Source organism: Reella acinonychis (assembly GCF_052828705.1).
In genome coordinates this window covers 32,595-55,430 of record NZ_CM128256.1, presented here as the reverse complement: position 1 = coordinate 55,430, position 22,836 = coordinate 32,595, and the positions used below count along the sequence as shown (strand labels likewise).

The 22,836-nt window shown below is 38.6% G+C and carries 17 protein-coding genes; 12 read left to right on the top strand and 5 right to left on the bottom strand.

Annotated features, from left to right (window positions below; genetic code table 11):
* The first annotated feature begins 202 nt into the window (after window positions 1–202).
* The 6 genes from rplJ to narL all read left to right on the top strand — a co-directional run bounded on the left by rplJ (window position 203) and on the right by narL (window position 13,191).
* Window positions 203–694 (top strand): 50S ribosomal protein L10, encoded by a 492-nt coding sequence (gene rplJ / locus ACUXZ4_RS00260; protein WP_464973089.1) that lies wholly within the window; start codon window positions 203–205, stop codon window positions 692–694.
* Between the two features lie 57 nt (window positions 695–751).
* Window positions 752–1,123, top strand: coding sequence for a 50S ribosomal protein L7/L12 (gene rplL, locus ACUXZ4_RS00255; RefSeq protein WP_464973088.1), 372 nt, complete (start codon window positions 752–754; stop codon window positions 1,121–1,123).
* Between the two features lie 304 nt (window positions 1,124–1,427).
* A complete protein-coding gene (gene rpoB / locus ACUXZ4_RS00250) occupies window positions 1,428–5,456 on the top strand; it encodes a DNA-directed RNA polymerase subunit beta (RefSeq protein ID WP_464973087.1) in 4,029 nt (1,342 codons plus the stop codon).
* A 149-nt stretch (window positions 5,457–5,605) separates the two neighbouring features.
* Complete coding sequence (rpoC, locus tag ACUXZ4_RS00245; protein WP_464973086.1) at window positions 5,606–9,871, top strand: DNA-directed RNA polymerase subunit beta'; 4,266 nt, start codon at window positions 5,606–5,608, stop codon at window positions 9,869–9,871.
* A 132-nt stretch (window positions 9,872–10,003) separates the two neighbouring features.
* A complete protein-coding gene (locus tag ACUXZ4_RS00240) occupies window positions 10,004–12,508 on the top strand; it encodes a class I adenylate cyclase (protein WP_464973085.1) in 2,505 nt (834 codons plus the stop codon).
* A gap of 53 nt (window positions 12,509–12,561) precedes the next feature.
* Window positions 12,562–13,191 carry a two-component system response regulator NarL gene (gene narL, locus ACUXZ4_RS00235; RefSeq protein ID WP_464973084.1) on the top strand — a complete coding sequence of 210 codons (630 nt, stop codon included), beginning with the start codon at window positions 12,562–12,564 and terminating at the stop codon, window positions 13,189–13,191.
* A gap of 40 nt (window positions 13,192–13,231) precedes the next feature.
* Here narL and ACUXZ4_RS00230 read toward each other — a convergent pair whose 3' ends face one another.
* On the bottom strand, window positions 13,232–14,302 hold the full coding sequence (locus tag ACUXZ4_RS00230) for an AI-2E family transporter (RefSeq protein WP_464973083.1): 1,071 nt from the start codon (window positions 14,300–14,302) through the stop codon (window positions 13,232–13,234).
* Between the two features lie 100 nt (window positions 14,303–14,402).
* On the opposite strand from ACUXZ4_RS00230, the gene ACUXZ4_RS00225 reads away from it, so the two are divergent.
* Both ACUXZ4_RS00225 and ACUXZ4_RS00220 read left to right on the top strand, forming a co-directional pair.
* Complete coding sequence (locus tag ACUXZ4_RS00225; protein WP_464973082.1) at window positions 14,403–14,678, top strand: alternative ribosome-rescue factor A; 276 nt, start codon at window positions 14,403–14,405, stop codon at window positions 14,676–14,678.
* Window positions 14,679–14,692: 14 nt separating this feature from the next.
* Window positions 14,693–14,989 carry a DUF5377 family protein gene (locus ACUXZ4_RS00220; protein ID WP_464973081.1) on the top strand — a complete coding sequence of 99 codons (297 nt, stop codon included), beginning with the start codon at window positions 14,693–14,695 and terminating at the stop codon, window positions 14,987–14,989.
* Between the two features lie 30 nt (window positions 14,990–15,019).
* On the opposite strand, the gene ACUXZ4_RS00215 is transcribed toward ACUXZ4_RS00220, so the two are convergent.
* The gene (locus tag ACUXZ4_RS00215; protein ID WP_464974035.1) at window positions 15,020–15,883 is read right to left on the bottom strand and encodes a DMT family transporter; all 864 of its coding nucleotides are present in this window, start codon (window positions 15,881–15,883) and stop codon (window positions 15,020–15,022) included.
* A 42-nt stretch (window positions 15,884–15,925) separates the two neighbouring features.
* The gene (gene gorA / locus ACUXZ4_RS00210) at window positions 15,926–17,296 is read right to left on the bottom strand and encodes a glutathione-disulfide reductase (protein WP_464973080.1); all 1,371 of its coding nucleotides are present in this window, start codon (window positions 17,294–17,296) and stop codon (window positions 15,926–15,928) included.
* Between the two features lie 198 nt (window positions 17,297–17,494).
* Here gorA and ACUXZ4_RS00205 point away from each other — a divergent pair, with 198 nt between their 5' ends.
* From ACUXZ4_RS00205 to ACUXZ4_RS00190, 4 genes are all read left to right on the top strand, one after another.
* Window positions 17,495–18,505 carry a YeiH family putative sulfate export transporter gene (locus tag ACUXZ4_RS00205; RefSeq protein ID WP_464973079.1) on the top strand — a complete coding sequence of 337 codons (1,011 nt, stop codon included), beginning with the start codon at window positions 17,495–17,497 and terminating at the stop codon, window positions 18,503–18,505.
* A 101-nt stretch (window positions 18,506–18,606) separates the two neighbouring features.
* On the top strand, window positions 18,607–19,377 hold the full coding sequence (locus ACUXZ4_RS00200) for an amino acid ABC transporter substrate-binding protein (protein ID WP_464973078.1): 771 nt from the start codon (window positions 18,607–18,609) through the stop codon (window positions 19,375–19,377).
* The gene (locus ACUXZ4_RS00195; protein ID WP_464973077.1) at window positions 19,361–20,077 is read left to right on the top strand and encodes an amino acid ABC transporter permease; all 717 of its coding nucleotides are present in this window, start codon (window positions 19,361–19,363) and stop codon (window positions 20,075–20,077) included. The genes ACUXZ4_RS00200 and ACUXZ4_RS00195 overlap by 17 nt, the downstream gene beginning before the upstream one ends.
* Window positions 20,078–20,086: 9 nt before the next feature.
* Window positions 20,087–20,857: an amino acid ABC transporter ATP-binding protein gene (locus ACUXZ4_RS00190; RefSeq protein ID WP_464973076.1), complete on the top strand. Its 771-nt coding sequence runs from the start codon at window positions 20,087–20,089 to the stop codon at window positions 20,855–20,857.
* A gap of 53 nt (window positions 20,858–20,910) precedes the next feature.
* Here the strand turns inward: ACUXZ4_RS00190 and ACUXZ4_RS00185 are convergent, their stop codons facing one another.
* Window positions 20,911–21,318 (bottom strand): DUF2251 domain-containing protein, encoded by a 408-nt coding sequence (locus tag ACUXZ4_RS00185; RefSeq protein WP_464973075.1) that lies wholly within the window; start codon window positions 21,316–21,318, stop codon window positions 20,911–20,913.
* Between the two features lie 102 nt (window positions 21,319–21,420).
* Window positions 21,421–22,722 carry a phosphopyruvate hydratase gene (eno, locus tag ACUXZ4_RS00180; RefSeq protein WP_464973074.1) on the bottom strand — a complete coding sequence of 434 codons (1,302 nt, stop codon included), beginning with the start codon at window positions 22,720–22,722 and terminating at the stop codon, window positions 21,421–21,423.
* Window positions 22,723–22,836: the final 114 nt, after the last annotated feature.

Here is a 22,836-nt window from a genome sequence, read left to right as displayed (position 1 = left end):
GATGGTGCTTGCCTCATCAAGCCCCGTCGAAGACCGTAGGAGAAAACGCGGTTAAATTTAACTGAGTTTTCTTAATTGCCTACGTAGATGGTGAACAGAAAAAGAATTTTCTGCTTCTGTACACCGAAGTCGTCCTAATATGTTGTTTATATTAGGTAATTTAATTCCGAGTTATCGGAGTGTATTCAGGAGCTAAAAGCCAATGGCATTAAATCTTCAAGATAAACAAGCAATTGTTGCTGAAGTAAATGAAGCAGCCAAAGGTGCCCTTTCAGCTGTTATCGCGGATTCTCGTGGTGTAACAGTTGAGAAAATGACTGAATTACGCAAATCAGCTCGCGAAGCTGGCGTTTCAATGCGTGTTGTTCGTAATACATTATTACGTCGCGCAGTAGAAGGCACAGATTTCGAGTGCTTGAAAGATGCGTTTACAGGTCCAACTCTTATTGCATTCTCTAATGAACACCCAGGTGCAGCAGCACGTTTGTTCAGCGAGTTCGCAAAAGCAAACAAAGAGTTCGAACTTAAAGGTGCAGCCTTTGAAGGTAAAATCCAAGATGTTAACTTCTTGGCAACATTACCAACTTACGAAGAAGCGATTGCACGTTTAATGGGTACAATGAAAGAAGCTGCGGCAGGCAAACTTGTTCGCACTTTTGCAGCATTACGCGACAAATTACAAGAAGCGGCTTAATTTTTATAGCCTTTCTTAAATCGTTTACAAACTTATTTACTTTAGGAATTGATTGTTATGTCATTAACTAACGAACAACTAATCGAAGCGATTGCTTCAAAATCAGTATCAGAAATCGTTGAATTAATCGCAGCGATGGAAGAAAAATTCGGTGTTTCAGCAGCAGCAGTAGCAGCAGCGGCGCCAGCAGCAGGTGCAGCAGCAGCGGCAGAAGAAAAAACTGAATTCGATGTAGTTCTTGCTGAAGCAGGTGCAAACAAAGTTGCTGTAATCAAAGCAGTACGTGGTGCAACTGGTTTAGGCTTAAAAGAAGCTAAAGACTTAGTTGAATCTGCACCAGCAGCATTAAAAGAAGGCATCTCTAAAGCAGAAGCTGAAGCACTTAAGAAAGAATTAGAAGAAGCAGGCGCTAAAGTAGAAATCAAATAATTTTGATTGATACTTTCCCTCTTCGGGTCCAGTGAATTCTGGATAAAGTGGCTGGCGGATCTCCGTCAGCCATTTTGTGCCTAATAATATGCACAAAAAAATTCACCGTTTAATTACCGATAAATTAAGTTAAATCAAGCTGTTAGCTTAATGGTAATCCGCTCATCAGAAGTAAGGTTCAGAGTGCGGTATCTAGTGAACGGGTTCAAAAATATTGCAATGATTCAATAAAAAAGTGTTATTTTTTTCACCGCACTTTTATTCATTGTAAACGGCCACACTAAGAAATTACAGAGGAACCCCAATGGTTTACTCCTATACCGAGAAAAAGCGTATTCGTAAAAACTTCGGCAAACGTCCGCAAGTTTTAAATGTACCTTATTTATTAACTATTCAATTAGACTCCTTTGATAAATTCATTCAAAGAGATCCAGAAGGTCAACAAGGCTTGGAAGCTGCGTTCCGTTCTGTTTTCCCTATCGTAAGCAATAATGGCAGCACTGAATTACAATATGTCAGCTATAAATTAGGCGAGCCTGTATTTGATGTTCGTGAATGTCAAATTCGTGGTACAACTTATGCTGCGCCATTACGTGTAAATTTACGTTTAGTTAGCTACGATAAAGATGCGGCGCCAGGCACAATTAAAGATATTAAAGAACAAGATGTGTATATGGGCGAAATCCCATTAATGACTGAAAATGGTACTTTCGTTATTAATGGTACTGAGCGTGTTATCGTATCCCAATTACACCGCAGTCCAGGCGTGTTCTTTGATAGTGATAAGGGTAAAACTCACTCTTCAGGTAAAGTATTATATAACGCAAGAATTATTCCTTATCGTGGTTCTTGGTTAGATTTTGAATTTGATCCGAAAGATAATTTATTTGCACGTATTGACCGTCGCCGTAAATTACCAGCAACCATTATTTTACGAGCTTTAGGCTATACAACAGAAGAAATTTTAGATTTATTCTTTGAGAAAATCAGCTATGAAGTTCAGGACAATAAGCTATTAATGGAACTTGTTCCTGAACGTTTACGTGGTGAAACTGCGACATTTGATATTGAAGCAAATGGTAAAGTGTATGTTGAACGCGGTCGTCGTATTACAGCTCGCCATATTCGCGCATTAGAAAAAGATAATGTGACTTTAGTTACTGTTCCTACTGAATATATTGTGGGTAAAGTTGTCGCGAAAGATTATGTTGATTTGGAAACTGGCGAGTTAGTTTGTCCTGCGAATACGGAATTAACCTTAGAATTATTAGCAAAATTAGTACAAGCAGGTTACAACAAGATCGAAACGCTATTCACTAACGATTTAGATTTCGGTCCTTATATGTCTGAAACATTACGTGTAGATCCATCTTATGATCGCTTAAGTGCATTAGTTGAAATCTACCGTATGATGCGTCCAGGTGAACCACCAACAAAAGAAGCAGCGGAAGGTTTATTTGATAACTTATTCTTCTCAACTGAACGTTATGATCTTTCTGCAGTTGGTCGCATGAAATTCAATCGTTCCTTAGGCATTGAAGAAGAAGCGGGTAGCGGTGTATTAAGCAAAGAAGACATTGTGAATGTGATGAAAAAACTTATCGACATTCGTAATGGTCGTGGTGAAGTAGACGATATTGACCACTTAGGTAACCGTCGTATCCGTTCTGTTGGTGAAATGGCTGAGAACCAATTCCGTATTGGTTTAGTTCGTGTTGAGCGTGCTGTTCGTGAACGTTTATCTTTAGGCGATTTAGATAATGTTACGCCACAAGATTTAATCAATGCGAAACCAATTTCTGCAGCAGTGAAAGAATTCTTTGGTTCATCTCAATTATCTCAATTTATGGACCAAAATAACCCACTTTCAGAAGTGACACATAAACGTCGTATTTCTGCATTAGGTCCAGGTGGTTTAACGCGTGAACGAGCAGGCTTCGAAGTGCGTGACGTACATACCACTCACTATGGTCGTGTTTGTCCAATCGAAACTCCTGAAGGTCCAAATATCGGTTTGATTAACTCGCTTTCTGTATATGCTCGTACCAACGACTATGGTTTCTTAGAAACACCATACCGTAAAGTAATCAATGGTCAAGTAACAGAAGAAATCGAATATTTGTCAGCAATTGAAGAAGGCAAATATGTGATTGCGCAGGCGAACTCAAACTTAGATGAAGATTTCCGTTTTACTGATGCTTTTGTAACCTGTCGTGGTGAGCATGGTGAGTCTGGTTTATATCGTCCAGATGAAATTCATTATATGGACGTTTCAACACAGCAAGTTGTTTCTGTTGCTGCAGCGTTAATTCCGTTCCTTGAGCATGATGATGCGAACCGTGCCTTAATGGGCGCGAACATGCAACGTCAAGCCGTACCAACATTACGTGCGGATAAACCGTTAGTCGGTACAGGTATGGAAAAACCTATCGCACTTGACTCCGGTGTAGCTGTTGTTGCTAAACGTGGTGGTACAATTCAATATGTAGATGCTTCACGTATTGTTGTGAAAGTCAACGAAGATGAAACTATCCCAGGCGAAGCGGGCATTGATATTTATAATTTAATCAAATATACCCGTTCAAACCAAAATACTTGTATCAACCAAATTCCTTGTGTGAATTTAGGTGAACCAGTGGGGCGTGGCGAAATCTTAGCAGATGGTCCATCAACAGATTTAGGTGAATTAGCATTAGGTCAAAACATTCGCGTGGCGTTCATGCCTTGGAATGGTTATAACTTCGAAGACTCAATGTTAGTGTCTGAGCGTGTTGTACAACAAGATCGTTTCACTACAATTCATATCCAAGAATTATCTTGTGTTGCACGTGATACCAAATTAGGTGCAGAAGAAATTACTGCAGATATTCCAAACGTAGGTGAAGCGGCATTAAGTAAATTAGACGAATCTGGTATTGTTTATGTCGGTGCTGAAGTCAAAGGTGGCGATATTCTTGTGGGTAAAGTGACACCTAAAGGTGAAACACAATTAACTCCAGAAGAAAAATTACTTCGTGCTATCTTTGGTGAAAAAGCGTCTGATGTGAAAGATTCTTCTTTACGTGTACCTAATGGGACTTCTGGTACAGTTATCGATGTTCAAGTCTTTACGCGTGATGGTGTAGAAAAAGACAAACGTGCACTTGAAATCGAAGAAATGCAGCTTAAAGAAGCGAAAAAAGATCTTGTTGAAGAGCTTGAAATTCTTGAAGCCGGTTTATTCTCTCGTGTACGCAACCTCTTAATTGAAGGTGGCATCGGTGAGAAAGAATTAGATAAATTAGACCGCACTCAATGGTTAGAACAAACATTAAGTGATGAAGCTAAACAAAATCAATTAGAGCAACTTGCTGAACAATACGAAGAATTACGCAAAGACTTTGAACTGAAATTAGAAGTTCAACGTGGCAAGATTATCCAAGGGGATGATTTAGCACCAGGCGTATTGAAAGTAGTTAAAGTGTATCTTGCTGTTAAACGCCAAATTCAACCTGGTGATAAAATGGCGGGTCGTCATGGTAACAAAGGGGTTATCTCGAAAATTAACCCAGTTGAAGATATGCCATACGATGAAAATGGTCAACCAGTTGAGATCGTATTGAACCCATTGGGTGTTCCTTCTCGTATGAATATTGGTCAGATCTTAGAAACACACTTAGGTTTAGCGGCACGCGGTATTGGTGATCAAATCAATGCAATGATCAAACAAAAACAAGATGTTGAGAAATTGCGTGGTTATATCCAAAAAGCCTACGATTTAGGTCATGGCTCACAAACTGTGGATCTAAGCACTTTCACTGATGAAGAAGTGATGCGTTTGGCAGAGAACTTGCGTAAAGGTCTACCTGTTGCAACCCCTGTATTTGATGGTGCAGCAGAGAAAGAAATCAAAGAGTTACTTCAATTAGGTGGTTTGCCAACTTCTGGTCAAATTACCCTGTATGATGGTCGTACGGGTGAAAAATTTGAGCGTCCAGTAACTGTAGGTTACATGTATATGCTCAAATTGAACCACTTAGTTGATGATAAAATGCACGCGCGTTCAACAGGTTCTTACAGCTTAGTAACACAACAACCATTAGGTGGTAAAGCACAGTTCGGTGGTCAACGTTTCGGTGAGATGGAGGTGTGGGCACTTGAAGCTTATGGTGCTGCTTATACCTTACAAGAAATGTTAACGGTGAAATCTGATGACGTGAATGGTCGTACGAAGATGTATAAAAACATCGTGAGTGGCAACCAACAAATGGATCCAGGTACACCAGAATCTTTCAATGTAATTATGAAAGAGATTCGTTCACTTGGTCTAAACATTGACTTGGATGAAGAGTAATTCACTGAGCTTGTTTATGATGTGTAATTTGAGCTTAGCGCTTTTGGGTTAGGCTCAAAAACAAAGTTTATCCGTGCAAAGTGCGGTGTAAAAATTGAGATTTTTTCAACCGCACTTTGAATAAGTTTAACTCCGACAGGAGCAAATCTGTGAAAGATTTAGTTAAATTTCTCAAAGCGCAATCAAAAACTGCTGAAGATTTTGATGTGATTAAAATTGGTTTAGCCTCACCAGACATGATTCGTTCATGGTCATTTGGTGAAGTGAAAAAACCGGAAACAATCAACTACCGTACGTTTAAACCAGAACGTGATGGTCTTTTCTGTGCGCGTATTTTTGGACCAGTAAAAGATTACGAATGTTTATGTGGTAAATATAAACGTTTAAAACACCGCGGTGTTATCTGTGAAAAATGTGGCGTTGAAGTGACACAAACCAAAGTGCGTCGTGAACGTATGGGGCATATTGAATTAGCTTCACCAGTTGCGCATATTTGGTTCTTAAAATCACTTCCATCCCGTATCGGCTTATTATTAGATATGCCATTACGTGATATTGAGCGTGTATTATATTTTGAATCTTATATTGTGATTGAGCCGGGTATGACTGATTTAGAAAAAGGTCAGCTATTAACGGAAGAACAATATTTAGATGCAGAAGAGCGTTGGGCAGATGAATTCGATGCAAAAATGGGTGCGGAAGCAATCCAAGCCATTTTACGCAATATGGATTTAGAGCATGAATGTGAAGTGTTACGTGAAGAATTACAAGAAACCAATTCTGAAACGAAACGTAAGAAAATCACTAAACGCTTGAAATTATTAGAAGCATTCATTCAGTCTGGTAATAAACCAGAATGGATGGTAATGACAGTTTTACCTGTATTACCACCAGATTTACGTCCATTAGTGCCACTTGATGGTGGTCGTTTTGCGACTTCAGATTTGAATGATTTATATCGTCGTGTGATTAATCGTAACAACCGTTTAAAACGTCTTTTAGACTTAATTGCGCCAGATATTATTGTGCGTAACGAAAAACGTATGTTACAAGAATCTGTGGATGCGTTATTAGATAATGGTCGTCGTGGTCGTGCGATTACCGGCTCTAACCGTCGTCCATTAAAATCACTTGCGGATATGATCAAAGGTAAACAAGGTCGTTTCCGTCAAAACCTATTAGGTAAACGTGTTGACTATTCAGGTCGTTCTGTAATCACCGTTGGTCCATACTTACATTTACATCAATGTGGTTTACCGAAAAAAATGGCATTGGAATTATTCCGTCCATTTATCTATGCGAAATTAGAAAGTCGTGGTCATGCTTCAACTATTAAAGCGGCGAAGAAAATGGTTGAGCGTGAAGATGCAATCGTATGGGATATTTTGGCAGAAGTGATTCGTGAGCATCCGATTTTATTAAACCGCGCTCCAACACTTCACCGTTTAGGTATTCAAGCATTTGAACCAATTTTGATCGAAGGTAAAGCAATTCAGTTACATCCACTTGTGTGTGCGGCGTTCAACGCGGACTTCGACGGTGACCAAATGGCGGTACACGTACCATTGACATTAGAAGCGCAGCTAGAAGCGCGTGCTTTAATGATGTCAACTAACAACATTTTATCACCTGCAAGTGGTGATCCTATTATCGTTCCATCACAAGACGTTGTATTAGGTCTTTACTATATGACGCGTGATAAAGTGAACGGTAAAGGCGAAGGCATGTTGTTGCAAGATCCACGTGAAGCAGAAAAAGCTTATCGTACAGGTCAAGCTGAGTTACATTCCCGCGTGAAAGTGCGTATCACTGAATATGTGAAGAATGAAGCAGGCGAATTTGAGCCAAAAACTAATTTAGTGGATACTACAATTGGTCGTGCGATTTTATGGATGATCGCACCAAAAGGTATGCCATTTAAGTTGTTTAACCAAACTTTAGGCAAAAAAGCGATTTCAAAATTAATCAATGAAAGCTATCGTCGCCTTGGTATGAAACCAAGCGTTATGTTCGCTGACCAAATTATGTATACAGGTTTTGCTTATGCGGCTCGTTCTGGTTCATCTGTTGGTATTGATGATATGGAAATTCCAGCGAAGAAATATGAAATCATTTCTGCTGCGGAAGAAGAAGTTGCAGAGATCCAAGAGCAATTCCAATCAGGTTTAGTGACTGCGGGTGAACGCTATAATAAAGTAATCGATATTTGGGCAGCTGCGAATGAACGTGTTGCAAAAGTGATGATGGAGAATCTTTCTACGGAAGAAGTAATCAACCGCGAAGGAAATCCAGAAAAACAAGCTTCATTTAACAGCATCTTTATGATGGCGGACTCAGGTGCGCGTGGTTCTGCCGCGCAGATTCGTCAGTTAGCAGGTATGCGTGGTTTGATGGCGCGTCCAGATGGCTCAATCATCGAAACACCAATTACAGCAAACTTCCGCGAAGGCTTGAACGTTCTTCAATACTTTATTTCAACCCATGGTGCGCGTAAAGGTTTGGCGGATACCGCATTAAAAACAGCGAACTCAGGTTACTTAACTCGTCGTTTAGTGGATGTAGCACAGGATTTAGTAATTACAGAAGAAGACTGTGGTACACATGAAGGTATCGTAATGTCACCATTAATTGAAGGTGGTGATGAAAAAGTACCATTACGCGAGCTTGTATTAGGTCGTGTGGCGGCAGAAGATATTTTAAAACCAGGTACGGAAGAAGTATTGATTCCACGCAATACTTTATTAGATGAGAAATTGTGTGATCTAATTGACGAAAATTCTGTTGATAGCATTAAAGTTCGCTCAGTTGTAACCTGTAATACTGATTTCGGTGTTTGTGCGAAATGTTATGGTCGCGATCTTGCTCGTGGTCACTTGATCAACCAAGGTGAAGCAGTAGGTGTTATTGCAGCACAATCTATCGGTGAACCAGGTACACAGTTAACCATGCGTACGTTCCATATCGGTGGTGCGGCGTCTGCGGCAGCGAAAGAGTCAAGTGTACAAGTACGTAATACAGGTACATTGCGTTTAGCTAATGCTAAATTCGTTACTAATAACGAAGGTAAATTAGTATTAACTTCACGTAACACAGAATTAACAGTAATTGATGTATTTGGTCGTACCAAAGAGCATTATAAATTACCTTATGGTGCAATTTTAAATAAAGCTGATGGTGCTGAAGTTGAAGCGGGTGAAACCGTAGCAAATTGGGATCCACATACAATGCCTGTTATTTCTGAAGTAGCTGGTTTTGTTAAATTTGTGGATATCATTGATGGTTTAAGTGTCAGCCGTCAAACCGATGAGCTTACAGGTTTATCTTCAATTTTAGTTCAGGATGTGGGTGAACGTGCAACAGCAGGTAAAGACTTACGTCCTGCAATTAAATTAGTTGATGCACAGGGTAATGATATTCTGATCCCAGGTACTGATGTTGCAGCGCAATACTTCTTACCAGGTAAAGCGATTGTGACATTAGATGATAATGCAGAAGTTCATATTGGTGATCCTTTAGCGCGTATTCCGCAAGAATCTGTGGGTACGAAAGATATTACCGGTGGTCTTCCACGCGTAGCAGACTTATTTGAAGCACGTAAACCGAAAGAGCCTGCAATTTTAGCTGAGATTTCAGGTATCGTATCATTTGGTAAAGAAACCAAAGGTAAACGTCGTCTATTAATCACCCCAACTGATGGTGGTGAAGCATACGAAGAAATGATTCCTAAATGGCGTCAATTGAACGTATTCGAAGGTGAGATGGTAGAACGTGGTGATTTGATTTCTGATGGTGCAGAAACACCACATGATATCTTACGTTTACGTGGAGTTCATGCGGTAACTGAATATATCGTTAATGAAGTACAAGAAGTTTACCGCTTACAAGGGGTAAAAATTAACGATAAACACATCGAAGTTATCGTACGCCAAATGTTACGTAAAGCAGTGATTACCAATGCTTACGATTCAGAGTTCTTAGAAGGCGAGCAAGTTGAAGTTGCACGTATTAAGATTGTGAACCGTAAACGTGAAGCAGAAGGCAAACCGTTAGTTGAATTTGAACGTGAATTGCTTGGTATTACCAAAGCATCACTTGCAACAGAGTCATTCATCTCTGCAGCATCGTTCCAAGAAACGACTCGCGTATTAACTGAAGCAGCGGTAGCGGGTAAACGTGATGAATTACGTGGCTTAAAAGAGAACGTAATCGTTGGTCGTTTAATCCCTGCTGGTACAGGTTTTGCATATCATCAAAACCGTATCAAAAACCGTCAGGCTGGCTTTGTAGCTCCAGAAGTAGAGGAAGTTAAATTCTCTGCGGATGATGAAGCGGAAATTGAAGCAGAATTTAATATTATTGCAGAAGATCCGACAGCAAGCTTAGCGGAAATGTTAAATATGGTGGATGAAGAGTAAATTTTATCCGAAATGAATGAAGCCCTTTACCTTGAGTAAAGGGCTTTTTTATTGCCTGATTTAGTTATTTGCTTTCATTTAAGTGAAATGTTAGAGTAAGCAAAATTTATTGCTAACAGTAGAGCGTACTTTTTGAAATACGACTTAGAATTTGCAAAAAAACAAGTATTGGATCTCGAAAAGTTCCGTATTATCAGAGCATTATCAGGGACTTCAACTGAGTTTCAATACGTATTTAAATTAATTCCTTTATTATTGCATATAAACCACCCAGATTTGCCAGGCTATATAGAAGATAGCCCGACGGGGATCTGTGGCTTCAATTTATCCGATTACCAACAGCAATATCTTGAACAATTTTTTTCTCATCTTTCTTTCCACGAAATTAATGCATTTTCTCACCGCACTTTTGATGCAATTTATGGTGTCTATGTGATGGGGAGTATTGCATCTGTTTCACAAACTTCCGCTTCTGATTTGGATATTTGGGTCTGTCATCGTGAAGATCTTAATTATCACGAAAGAGAAAAACTACAAGAAAAAATGAATGCATTGCAAGAATGGGCGAAGCAATTTGAAGTCGATATGAATCTGTTTTTGATTGAGCAAGATCGCTTCCGTAGTTTCCGTTATTCTGATGTACTTACTGCTGAAAATTGTGGTTCCGCGCAATATATGTTGTTACTAGATGAATTCTATCGTTCAGCAATACGTTTAGCGGGCAAACCATTACTTTGGCTGCATTTGTTAGTGGAAGATGAAAAAGAATATGAATCGGAAGTCGAACGTTTAATTTTAAATAAGGTGATTAATCCTCAAGATTGGGTTGATTTTGGCGGATTAAGTCAGTTTTCGGAAAATGAATATTTTGGTGCGAGTTTGTGGCAGTTGTATAAAGGCATAGATTCGCCTTATAAATCTTTAATCAAAATCTTATTGCTCGAAGCCTATTCTTGGGAATATCCAAACACCTATTTAATCTCGTCTGATTTTAAACAGCATTTATTGACGGATCGTACCGAAGACCAGCATTTTGATCCTTATTTAGCTATGCTTGAGCGGGTAACAGCTTATTTAACTTATCTAAAAGATTTCGAACGTTTAGATTTTGTAAGACGCTGTTTCTATATTAAAGCCACTGAAGATTTGTGGTACAGCAAGACGAAGAGTTGGCGTTTTGATTTATTAGATGATTTAACAAAACAATGGGGTTGGAAAGCGGATGTTGTTGATGAGTTGAACCAGCGACCATTTTGGCAGATTAAACGTGCGAAAAAATCGCATCATATTTTAGTCAACTTATTAATGCAAAGCTATCGCAAGCTTATTGGCTTTGCGCGCCAGCACAATCTTGATGACAATATCATGCCACAAGATATCAGTATATTATCTCGCAAACTATATAGTGCTTTTGAAGAAATTCCGGGCAAAGTGTCTTTATTAAATCCGTTGATTTCGACAAATCTGGCTGAACCGCATTTGACATTTATTGAAGTGAGCAAAACAGGTACAGCAATGAAACCTGGTTGGTATATGCTGAATCATGCTCCTAGCATATCAGCATTATCTTCGGAGCGTTATGTCGAATACAACCCTAATTTGCATAAATTAGTGGCTTGGGCTTACTTTAATGGTTTACTAACCCAACAAACCAAAGTGTATATTTCAAGTGAGCATGTGTCCTTGCAGAAATTAACCTCTTTTATTACGGATTTAGGAGAATTTTTTCCTGTTCATGTGCCTCCTGCAAGCAATGAAGATTTACATCATCCTTGTGAAATTCGTCATTTAGCGATATTAGTCAACTTGGTCACCGATCCAACTCGTGAAATTATCAAGCCGAAAAATCACATTCAGAAAGGGGACTTATTTAGCTTTGGTCCTAATGAAGAAAGCTTAGTAGGCAGTATTGATTTGGTTTACCGTAATTTATGGAATGAAATCAGAACCTTACATTTTGAAGGCCCGAATGCCATTTTATTAGCTTTAAAAGTGCTTTCTAAAAAGATTCACCGCGGTTCTGTGTCACCTCGTTCATTAGAAATATTTTGTTATAGTGAACATTACCAATCAGCTTTGCGTGATTTAGTGGCAAATTTAGTCAAAAAATGCATTAGTATCCAAACAGAGAACTTGCCTCAAACACAGAATTTATTACGAATTGCAGGGCGCAACTGGGAATTCTTCTTTGAAGAAAAAGGCATGAGTTGGCATGAAATGCCTGATATTGCTATTGCGAATGTGGATGAGTTAGCGAATACCGCAGAATTTGAGAAAAAAGCACCGCACTTTCAGCAAAAAGTGACCTCCTATACAAAACAAAAATATCCAGTTGAAATCGATGCTTTTGCTAGCGAGGGTTTCTTACAGTTTTTCTTTAAAGATAACACCAATGGCACTTTCAATGTCTATATTTTAGATGAAGATAACCATATTGAAATTTACCGCCAATGTGATGGTGATAAAGAACAAAAAGTGAAAGAAATTAACCGCATTTATAATCAAGCTGATCGTGAAGGAAATAATCCTTATGGTATAGTGCAGAGCGATTTTAATTATCCTCAGTTTTACCAACTAGCTTATGAGCGTGATGGCAGAAAGATCGTACCTTTTAATTGTGTTTCTCAAATGACATAAATCATCAGATTGATTATAATAGAGCCTAATATTAGGCAGATCGAGGACAGCGTATGATAGATAAAACCAAGATCGTGATTATTGATGATCATCCTTTAATGCGTCGTGGTATCAAACAACTTATTGAATTGGATGCTGGATTAGAAGTTGTAGGCGAGGCGAGTAATGGCAATGAAGGTGTATCTCTTGCATTACAGACAGATCCTGATTTAATTATTTTAGATTTAAATATGAAAGGGCTTTCAGGATTGGATACCTTGAAAGCTTTACGTAATGAAGGTGTTGATGCACGTATCGTTATTTTAACGGTGTCTGATGCCAAGAATGATATTTTTGCCTTAATTGATGCGGGGGCTGATGGTTATTTATTGAAAGATACCGAGCCAGATACCTTATTAGCGCAAATTAAGCAGATTGCACAAGGCGAAATTATTTTAAGTGATAGTATTAAAGATTTACTGTTAGAGCGCCATCCATCACAAGATCCGATTTATTCATTGACTGATCGTGAAATGGATGTATTGCAATTAATTGCCACCGGTTTGTCTAACAAGCAAATTGCGGGGAAATTATTTATTTCTGAAGAAACAGTAAAAGTCCATATTCGTAACTTATTGCGGAAGTTAAATGTTCATTCGCGGGTTGCGGCTACGGTATTATACCTAGAACATAAAGGTGGTTGATAATAAAGAAAATGGGCTGAACAATATTCAGCCCATTTTTTTACTTATTGATAATAATATCATCATTGGATGGCCACGCATTCACGACGGCTTTCACCAATGTCGCCAGTGGAATGGCGAAGAAAACGCCCCAAAATCCCCACAATCCTCCAAAAATGAGTACAGAAATAATAATGGTGAGAGGATGTAAGTTAACCACTTCTGAGAACAGGAAAGGAACCAAAATATTTCCATCCAATAGCTGACTAATCACAAAAGCAACCATGATGTACCAAAAAGTGGAGTGATCGCCAAATTGGAAAATGGCGACTAAAGCAACTGGGATGGTCACAATAACTGCGCCCACATAAGGAATTAAAACGGATATGCCAACCGCAACAGAAAGTAGTAGCGGATAATTTAAGCCAAAGGCGAGGAAAATAATGTAGGTTACCAACGTAACAATAATAATTTCGAGTAATTTACCTCGAATATAATTGGCAATTTGCAGCTGCATTTCTTGCCATACGGTAGTCGCTAAACGACGGTTTTTAGGTAAAAAACGCATAAATGAAATAATCAGTACGCGTTTATCTTTCAACATAAAGAACATCATCAATGGTACTAAAAAAGCATAAATGCCAATAGACACCAAGTTCACGATAGAAGTTAATGAAAATTTGACCGCACTTTCACCAAAAGAAAGGATTTTTTCTCTTGTTGAACTAAATAGACTATCCACCATTTGATAATCAATTAATTCGGGATAAGACTCGGGGAGTTGAGCTAACCATTCATGTAATTTATTAAACATAATTGGAAGGTCGCTTAATAAATTAACGGTTTGATTAATCAAATTAGGTAGTAAACCGAAGGTTAACGCGAGCACGAGAGTAATGAAGCTACCTAAAACCAGAATAATTGAAAGAATACGAGGAACGCGTAGTTTTTTGGAAATAAAGTTAATGGGAATTTCCAGCAAATAGGCTAAAACCACCGCAACAAGAAGAGGTGCAATGAGATCGCTAAAGAAATAAATTGCAATAAAGCCAAACAGCAAAATAGCAGCTAATCCCATGGCTTGTGGATCGCTAAAACGGCGAATATACCAACTTTTTAGCATCTCAATCATAAATTTTCCTTTTCTCATCTATCGTATTTTTGTTGATTATAAGTTAAAATCTTGAGGAATTACATATAATAATCGCCATTTGTAAATAAGTGAGGAAATTATGGCAAACAAAAAAGGCATTTTATCGGATGCAGATAAAATGCAAAGCGCAATCCCTTATCAGCATCATCGAGGGGTTATTCGAGATAATGCAATTCAGGCGTTATTGAGCGATCGATTATTCCGTCAACGGATTGAGAAAAAGTTAAAAGGCAAAGGCAGCTATCAGCGTAAAGCGAAGCATGCGGCAAAATGGTTTGAAAAGCCCGATCATAAAATTTCTGTTAATAGAGGTTTTATGATCGGGTTTTTCTTTAATAACAATAGATTACATTAAAAAGGAAATAAAATATGGCAGTAACAACAGAAGTACTATTTAACAATACATGGAATGTGCGAATTAGCGATCCGGGTGAGGAAGGCGCGAAAAGCCATTTTTTTGAAACCATTTATATTACGTTGGAAGCGCATATTGATAACGACAATGTGGTTTATGAATTTACCCGTAAAATTGAAAATGATGTGAAAATTGACCGCACTTTTTCTGATGTAAATGAATTATTTAAGTTCTTAGCGGAATATTTAGATCCTGTTGCATTGGGCAATCTTGGTGTGAAAATTGGTGCATTAGGCTTAGTAAAACCATAATAAAGTGCGGTGATTTCACCGCACTTTTTGTTATTCACTTTTTTGTGTAAATCTTGGCATTACGCTCGAGATAACCATCGATCCCACAATAATCCAAATCCCCAACCAAGAGAGAGTTGAGACTTGCTCATTAAGCAAAATAATGGCTGCAAATACCCCAAATATTGGTTCGAGAGCGGTTAATAATCCCGCCATATTGGCTTTTGTGTAATGCAATCCTTTATTCCATAACCAAAATGCAATCCAGCTACAAAATATCGCGAGATAGAGAAGAGAAATCACGCCTTCTTTATTCCAGTTAATTTGCCAGTTTTCTGTGAGTAGTAAAGTAAAAGGCAAGCAAGTGATGGTGCCAAGTACAATGGAAATAACGGTATAGCTTTGCGCACCAATTCGGTTAATCATCGCTTGTGTCCAGCGTAAACAAGCGGAGAAGCTAATGCCAGCTAACAAGACCAACGTACAACCTAATAAGGTGATTTCTCCTTCATCACTTCCACCAGCGATTAATACTGCAACGCCAGAAAAGGCGAGAATGCCGAATAACCAATGATACCAGCCGGCTTTATCTTTGAAAAAGAAATGGCCGATAAAGACAATTAATATAGGCTCTAAGCCAATAATGGTAATGGCGCTTGAGGCGGAAGTATATTTCAGTCCAAAAAATTGTAATAAAAAGATCACTGGGTAGTTAATAAACCCAAGCCACCAGAGTTGCGAACGCAGTGATTTATCCACTTTGCGCCAATGACGTAAAAAAAGTGGAAAAATGCATACAGAAATAATAAGCAAGCGCGCTTGAACTGTGAGCACAGGATCAAGCATAGTGAAGGCATATTTACCAGCGACTAAAGAGCTTGCCCAAATAGCAAGTGCAATAATTAAATAAATCATAGGTAGAAAAAGTGCGGTAAATTTCACCGCACTTTTATATCCTTAACGCATAGTTACAAATTCTTCAGAACCTGTTGGGTGAATAGCAACGGTATTATCAAAATCAGCTTTTGTTGCGCCCATTTTGATTGCTACCGCAAATCCTTGGATCATTTCATCGACACCGAAACCAATGCCATGTAAACCGACAATTTTTTCTTCTTTACCCACACAAACCAACTTCATACGACAAGGTTGGCGATGTTGAGTCACAGCGCTATACATTGGGGTGAAAGAAGATTTATAGACTTTCACATTTTCTGCACCATATTGCTCAATAGCTTTAGGTTCTGTTAAACCAACAGTACCAATCGGCGGATGGCTAAAAATAACCGTTGGTACAAGGTTGTAGTCCAAATGTTCGTTCGGTTTGTTGTTAAATAAACGTTCAGATAAACGACGACCCGCAGCAACAGCAACAGGCGTTAATTCAATTCCACCTTCAATAATATCACCAACAGCATAAATGCCTTCCACATTGGTATTTTGGAATTTATCTACTTTGATGAAACCACGTTCATTAGTTGCAACACCTACAGCTTCTAAATTAATCACATCTGTGGCTGGCTCACGACCAATTGCCCAAATGACGCAATCCACTTCTTGAGAGCGGCCATCCGCTAATTTCAAGGTTAAAGAACCATCAGCATTTTTCACGACTTCTTGTGGAATAGCTTGAGTATGTAACTGGATACCATCTTGAGCAAAAACTTCTAACAAGGTGTCAACCACTAATGGATCTTGACTGCGTAGTGGCGCATGTTGGCGAACAAATAAATGGGTTTCAACACCAAAACTATTGAACACTCCTGCAAGTTCAACAGCAATATAGCCTGCACCAACAATAGCAGCACGTTTTGGTAATTGACTGAGTTCAAATACACCGTCAGAGGTAATCCCATATTCAGCACCTTTTACATTAGGCACGCTTGGACGACCACCAGTGGCAATTAAAATATGATCCGCAGTCACTAATTCTTTTTTACCATCGGCATAGCTGACTTCTACGGTATGTTGATCAACAAAGCGCGCAAAACCATTGAGTACATCAACGTTATTTTTGCCTAATACATTGCCATAAGAGGTATGAATACGGCTGATATAAGCTTGACGGCTTTCAACAAGCTTCGCGTAGTCAAAGTTTTTTACGTCTAAATCAAAGCCATAGTCTGGTGCGTAACTATGAATTGCCTCAGCGATTTGTGCGCCATACCACATCACTTTTTTCGGTACACAGCCTGCGTTTACGCAAGTACCACCTAAATATTTCGCTTCTACAATTGCACATTTCTTGCCATAGCTTGCTGCACGATTAATGGACGCAATGCCACCGCTACCACCACCAATCGCTAAATAATCGTAATGTTTTGTCATTATTAGTTTCCTTTCTTCTCTTAAAACAGTGGCAATATTCTGCCTAAAAAGCGATTAAAGTGCAATCAAATGCAGGGATTATTTATGCGTAGGACGATAAAAGCGCGGTGCTTTTTTAGTAAGTTTTATAAGAATTAGTTTAATTCTGTGGTGAAATATTTTATGCTAGCAACCACTTGTTATCACAAGGAAAAAATAATGAAAAATAAAACACTTTATATCGGATTAATCTGGATTGCTTTCCTGACTTTTGTGGTAGATTTACTCGCGCATTCTCAATTTGCTATGCAGATGAAAGTGAGTTCATTAACTATCGCTATTTTATTAGGTATTTTGATCGGTAATACCTTTTATTCTAAAATCTCGGCTTATACCCAACAAGGAGTTTTGTTTGCCAAAGGCACCTTATTACGTTTAGGTATTATTCTTTATGGTTTTCGTTTGACCTTGCAGGATATTAGTAGTGTAGGTGTGAATGCCATTGCAACGGATGCCATTATGTTGACTTCCACATTCTTGCTAGCTATTTGGTTAGGCATTCGTTATCTCAATATGGATAAACAAACTGTCTTTCTAACGGCAGGGGGATGTAGTATTTGTGGTGCAGCAGCGGTAATGGCGATGGAACCTGTGACCAAGGCAGAATCTCATCAAGTGTCTGTTGCAGTTGCAGTGGTGGTCATTTTTGGCACCATTTCCATGTTTCTCTATCCGATAGCTTATCCCTATTTACAAGATTGGTTGACACCACATCAATTTGGCATTTATATTGGTTCAAGTGTGCATGAAGTGGCTCAGGTTTATGCCGCTGGTGGCAATATTAGTCCCGCTGTTGCGGATACTGCAGTGATCTCAAAGATGATCAGAGTGATGATGCTAGCGCCATTTTTACTGATTTTATCTTGGGCATTATCTAAGACGGATAATCAGGCAACACAAGGCAAAATCAATATTCCTTGGTTTGCATTTTTATTTATTTTAACCGCGGTATTAAATTCATTTTCTTTGTTACCACAAAGTGCGGTTAAATTTATTGTAGATTTAGATAGTCTGTTGTTAATTTCGGCAATGACTGCCTTAGGGTTAACGACACATATTAGTGCTATCAAGCAAGCGGGAGCGAAACCTCTTGTGCTTGGGGCAATGATTTATGTATGGCTGACCATTGGTGGATTTGTTGTCAATTTTAGTATGCAGCAACTTTTATAACTGTTATTCCAGTTAGTTATGAGAAATAATTTATAGTTATTGTGAAATTAGCAAAAAATTTTTTACAATCAAATCATATTCACTACGTTATTGGGGGAAAAATGAAATTTATTAAAGCAGCATTATTAGCCGGTTTAGCATTTGGCGTCGCAACACAGGCGAATGCAGGACCAATTGCAGATCGTGTAGAAAGTACAAAAACATTATTAGTGGGTACAGAAGGTACCTATGCACCTTTCACATTCCATGATGAAACAGGTAAATTAACGGGTTTTGATGTGGAAGTGATTGAAGCAGTTGCAAAACATCTTGATTTAAAAATTGAGTTTAAAGAAACACAATGGGACGCAATGTATGCGGGATTGAATGCACAACGTTTTGATTTAATTGCAAATCAAACCAATCCAAGCCCTGAGCGTTTGAAAAAATATATTTATACTGCGCCTTATAACTATTCTAATGCAGTGATTGTGACGCGTGCTGATGATGAAAGCTTAAAGCATTTTGCTGATTTAAAAGGTAAAAAGTCTGGACAATCTTTAACCAGCAACTTCACCAAAATAGCAAAAGCAAATGGTGCTGAATTGGTGACAGTAGATGGCTTAGCGCAAGCATTAGAATTAATCCGCCAAAAACGAGCTGACACAACAGTAAATGATAAATTAGCGGTATTAGATTATTTCCAAAAAATGCCTAAAGCTGGGTTAAAAATTGCAGCAGAAGGCGAGGAAAAAATTCCATCAGGTTTTGCAATCTTAAAAGGTGAAGAAGCACTTGTGGAGAAATTAAATAAAGCGATCGCTGAATTACACGCAGATGGCACATTAAAACAAATTTCAATTAAATGGTTTGGTGATGACATTACTAAATAACCTCTTCGCAAATTTGCCTTTTATGACCGAAGAACGAGCTGATCTAGTGATCAGCTCGTTTTGGCCTATGTTAGAGGCAACTATTCTGAGCACAATTCCACTTTCGGTGATTTCATTTTTCTGTGGGTTATTGATTGCTGTTGGTGTAGCCATTATTCGCACGACGCCTGCTCAATCCTTATTGCATAAATTGCTACACTGGATTTGTCGAGTGTATGTGTCTATTATTCGTGGCACGCCATTGCTTGTGCAAATTTTTATTATTTTCTATGGGTTGCCAGAAGTTGGAATTACCTTAGATCCTTTCCCAACAGCGATTATTGCTTTTTCGATTAATATTGGGGCTTATGCCTCGGAAACAGTGCGAGCGGCGATTTTATCTATTCCGAAAGGACAATGGGAAGCGTCTTATGCCATTGGGATGAATTATCCTCAAGCCTTTATTCGTACTATTATGCCGCAAGCAATGAGAGTATCTGTGCCACCATTAGCTAATACTTTTATTAGTACCATTAAAGATTCATCTTTGGCTTCTTTAGTATTGGTAACAGAATTATTCCGAATTGCTCAGAATGTGGCTGCGTCATCTTATGAATTTATTTTGGTTTATAGTGAAGCCGCATTAATTTATTGGATTGTTTGTTTTGTATTAGCGATTTTCCAACAAGGTTTAGAAAAACGTCTTTCTCAGCACTTATAGAGGTAAGCAATGTTAGAAATTAAAAATATTCATAAGCAATTCAATGGTAATGAAGTACTGAAAGGCGTAGATTTAAGCATTCAAAAAGGGGAAGTAGTGGCTATTTTAGGGCCTTCAGGGTCGGGGAAAACCACTTTTTTACGTTGCCTTAATTTATTGGAAAGAGCTGATGCTGGCACCTTACGTTTTACTGACGGATGCCTTTCCATTGATTTCGCACAAAAAATTCCTAAAGCCACAGAGTTAGCCTTGCGTCGCCATTCATCCATGGTTTTTCAGCAATATAATTTATTCCCTCATCGCACCGCACTTGAGAACGTGATGGAAGGTCCTGTGATTGTGCAAAAAGTACCAGCAGAGCAAGCGAAGCAACAAGCATTAGAATTGTTAGCTAAAGTAGGTCTAGCTGATAAAGTGAACCTTTATCCATCACAGCTTTCAGGTGGTCAGCAACAACGGGTTGGTATTGCTCGCGCTTTAGCTGTTCAACCTGATTTAATTTTATTAGATGAGCCGACCTCCGCTTTGGATCCTGAATTAGTTGGTGAAGTATTGCAAGTTTTACGTTTGCTTGCCAAAGAAGGTTGGACAATGATTATTGTTACTCATGAAATGAAATTTGCTCGTGAAGTGGCAGATAAAATTGTCTTTATGGATGGAGGAAAAGTGGTGGAGCAAAATAATGCACGAGATTTCTTCGCTTCGCCACAGCAAGAACGGACAAAACAATTTTTGTTACAAACAAAAATGAATGATTTTGAGACTGATTATGTGATTTAACCCTTAATAACAATAAACCGCGCTTTAAAAGTGCGGTTTATTTTTTATGAGTTTTATACCTTCAACCATTCAGCCACTAATTTGTCATTAATTTCTTCGTGGCTCCACATACTACTGATGTCTGGCATAGGGAATTTACTGCTGTTGTACCCCACTAAACGACGGAAATCAAAGGAAGCATGCGGATAGCCATTGACCAATAGAAAAGCTTGCATACCATCTTCTGACCAACAGATCTGGAATTGGCGGGGTTCATGTTTACCTTCAATATTATCCACACCATATACATACAAAGCATCCACGATGGGTTGTCCTTGGTTGTTCAAATCCATAGCATAAAAGTAGCCGGTTTCACCATCATCTTCAAACATGACGACCAAGTTCTCATGATGCGTTGAATGAGCACCAAAATGTTTTGCCTGACCAATTAAATGTTTATCTTCTAAAACTAAATTGAGCATTTTCAATCCCTTTCATTTTGTAGAAACTGAATAAAAAAACACCGCACTTTCTAAACTAAAAGTGCGGTGTTATTTTCATGAGTTTTAACTCAAACAGCGTGATTACGCTTGACCTTTAACCGCTTTTAAACCTAAGAACGGTGCTTTGTCGCCTAACGCTTCTTCGATACGGATTAATTGGTTGTATTTCGCAATGCGGTCAGAACGGCTCATAGAACCAGTTTTGATTTGACCTGCTGCTGTACCAACCGCTAAATCAGCGATAGTTGCATCTTCAGTTTCACCAGAACGGTGTGAAATCACAGCGGTGTAACCAGCATCTTTCGCCATTTTGATTGCCGCTAAGGTTTCAGTTAATGAACCAATTTGGTTGAATTTGATTAAGATTGAGTTCGCAATACCTTTTTCGATACCTTCTTTTAAGATTTTGGTGTTGGTTACGAATAAGTCGTCGCCCACTAATTGAACGTTGTTACCTAACACTTTAGTTTGGTATGCGAAACCTTCCCAGTCAGATTCGTCTTGACCATCTTCGATAGACACGATTGGGTATTCTTTGCATAAGCCTTCTAAGTAGTGAGTGAACTCTTGAGAAGTGAATGATTTACCTTCACCTTTCATTTCGTACATACCGTTTTCTTTGTTGTAGAACTCAGAAGATGCACAGTCCATAGCTAAAGTTACGTCTTTACCTAATACATAACCTGCTTTTTCAACTGCTTCTTTGATACAAGCAAGTGCTGCTGCGTTAGATTCTAAGTTAGGTGCGAAACCACCTTCGTCACCAACTGCTGTGCTTAAGCCTTTGCCTTTTAATACTTTAGCAAGGTTGTGGAAGACTTCAGCACCGATACGTAATGCTTCACGTAAAGTTTTTGCACCAACTGGTTGAATCATAAATTCTTGAATATCAACGTTGTTGTCTGCGTGCTCACCACCATTGATGATGTTCATCATTGGTAATGGCATAGAGTATTGACCTTCAGTACCGTTAAGGATTGAGATCCACTCATAAAGTGCTTTGCCTTTTGATGCAGCAGCTGCTTTTGCGTTTGCTAAAGATACTGCTAAGATTGCGTTTGCACCAAATTTAGATTTGTTTTCTGTACCATCTAAATCGATCATGATTTGGTCGATTTCAGCTTGGTTACTTGCATCTTTACCTAAAATTGCTTGAGCAATTGGACCATTTACGGCTTCAACAGCTTTTAATACGCCTTTGCCTAAGAAACGTGATTTGTCACCATCGCGTAATTCTAATGCTTCACGAGAACCAGTTGATGCACCAGATGGCGCAGCAGCTAAACCAACGAAACCGCCTTCTAAGTGAACTTCAGCTTCAACAGTTGGGTTACCACGTGAGTCGATGATTTCACGACCAAGTACTTTAACGATTTTTGCCATTTTGTTTTCCTCTTAAGTTAATAATCTAAATTAGGTATAACAATACTATGTTATCGATCTTTCGTGATTTTGTCTTGTAAAAAATCATATTTTTTTGATTTGGATCCATAAATA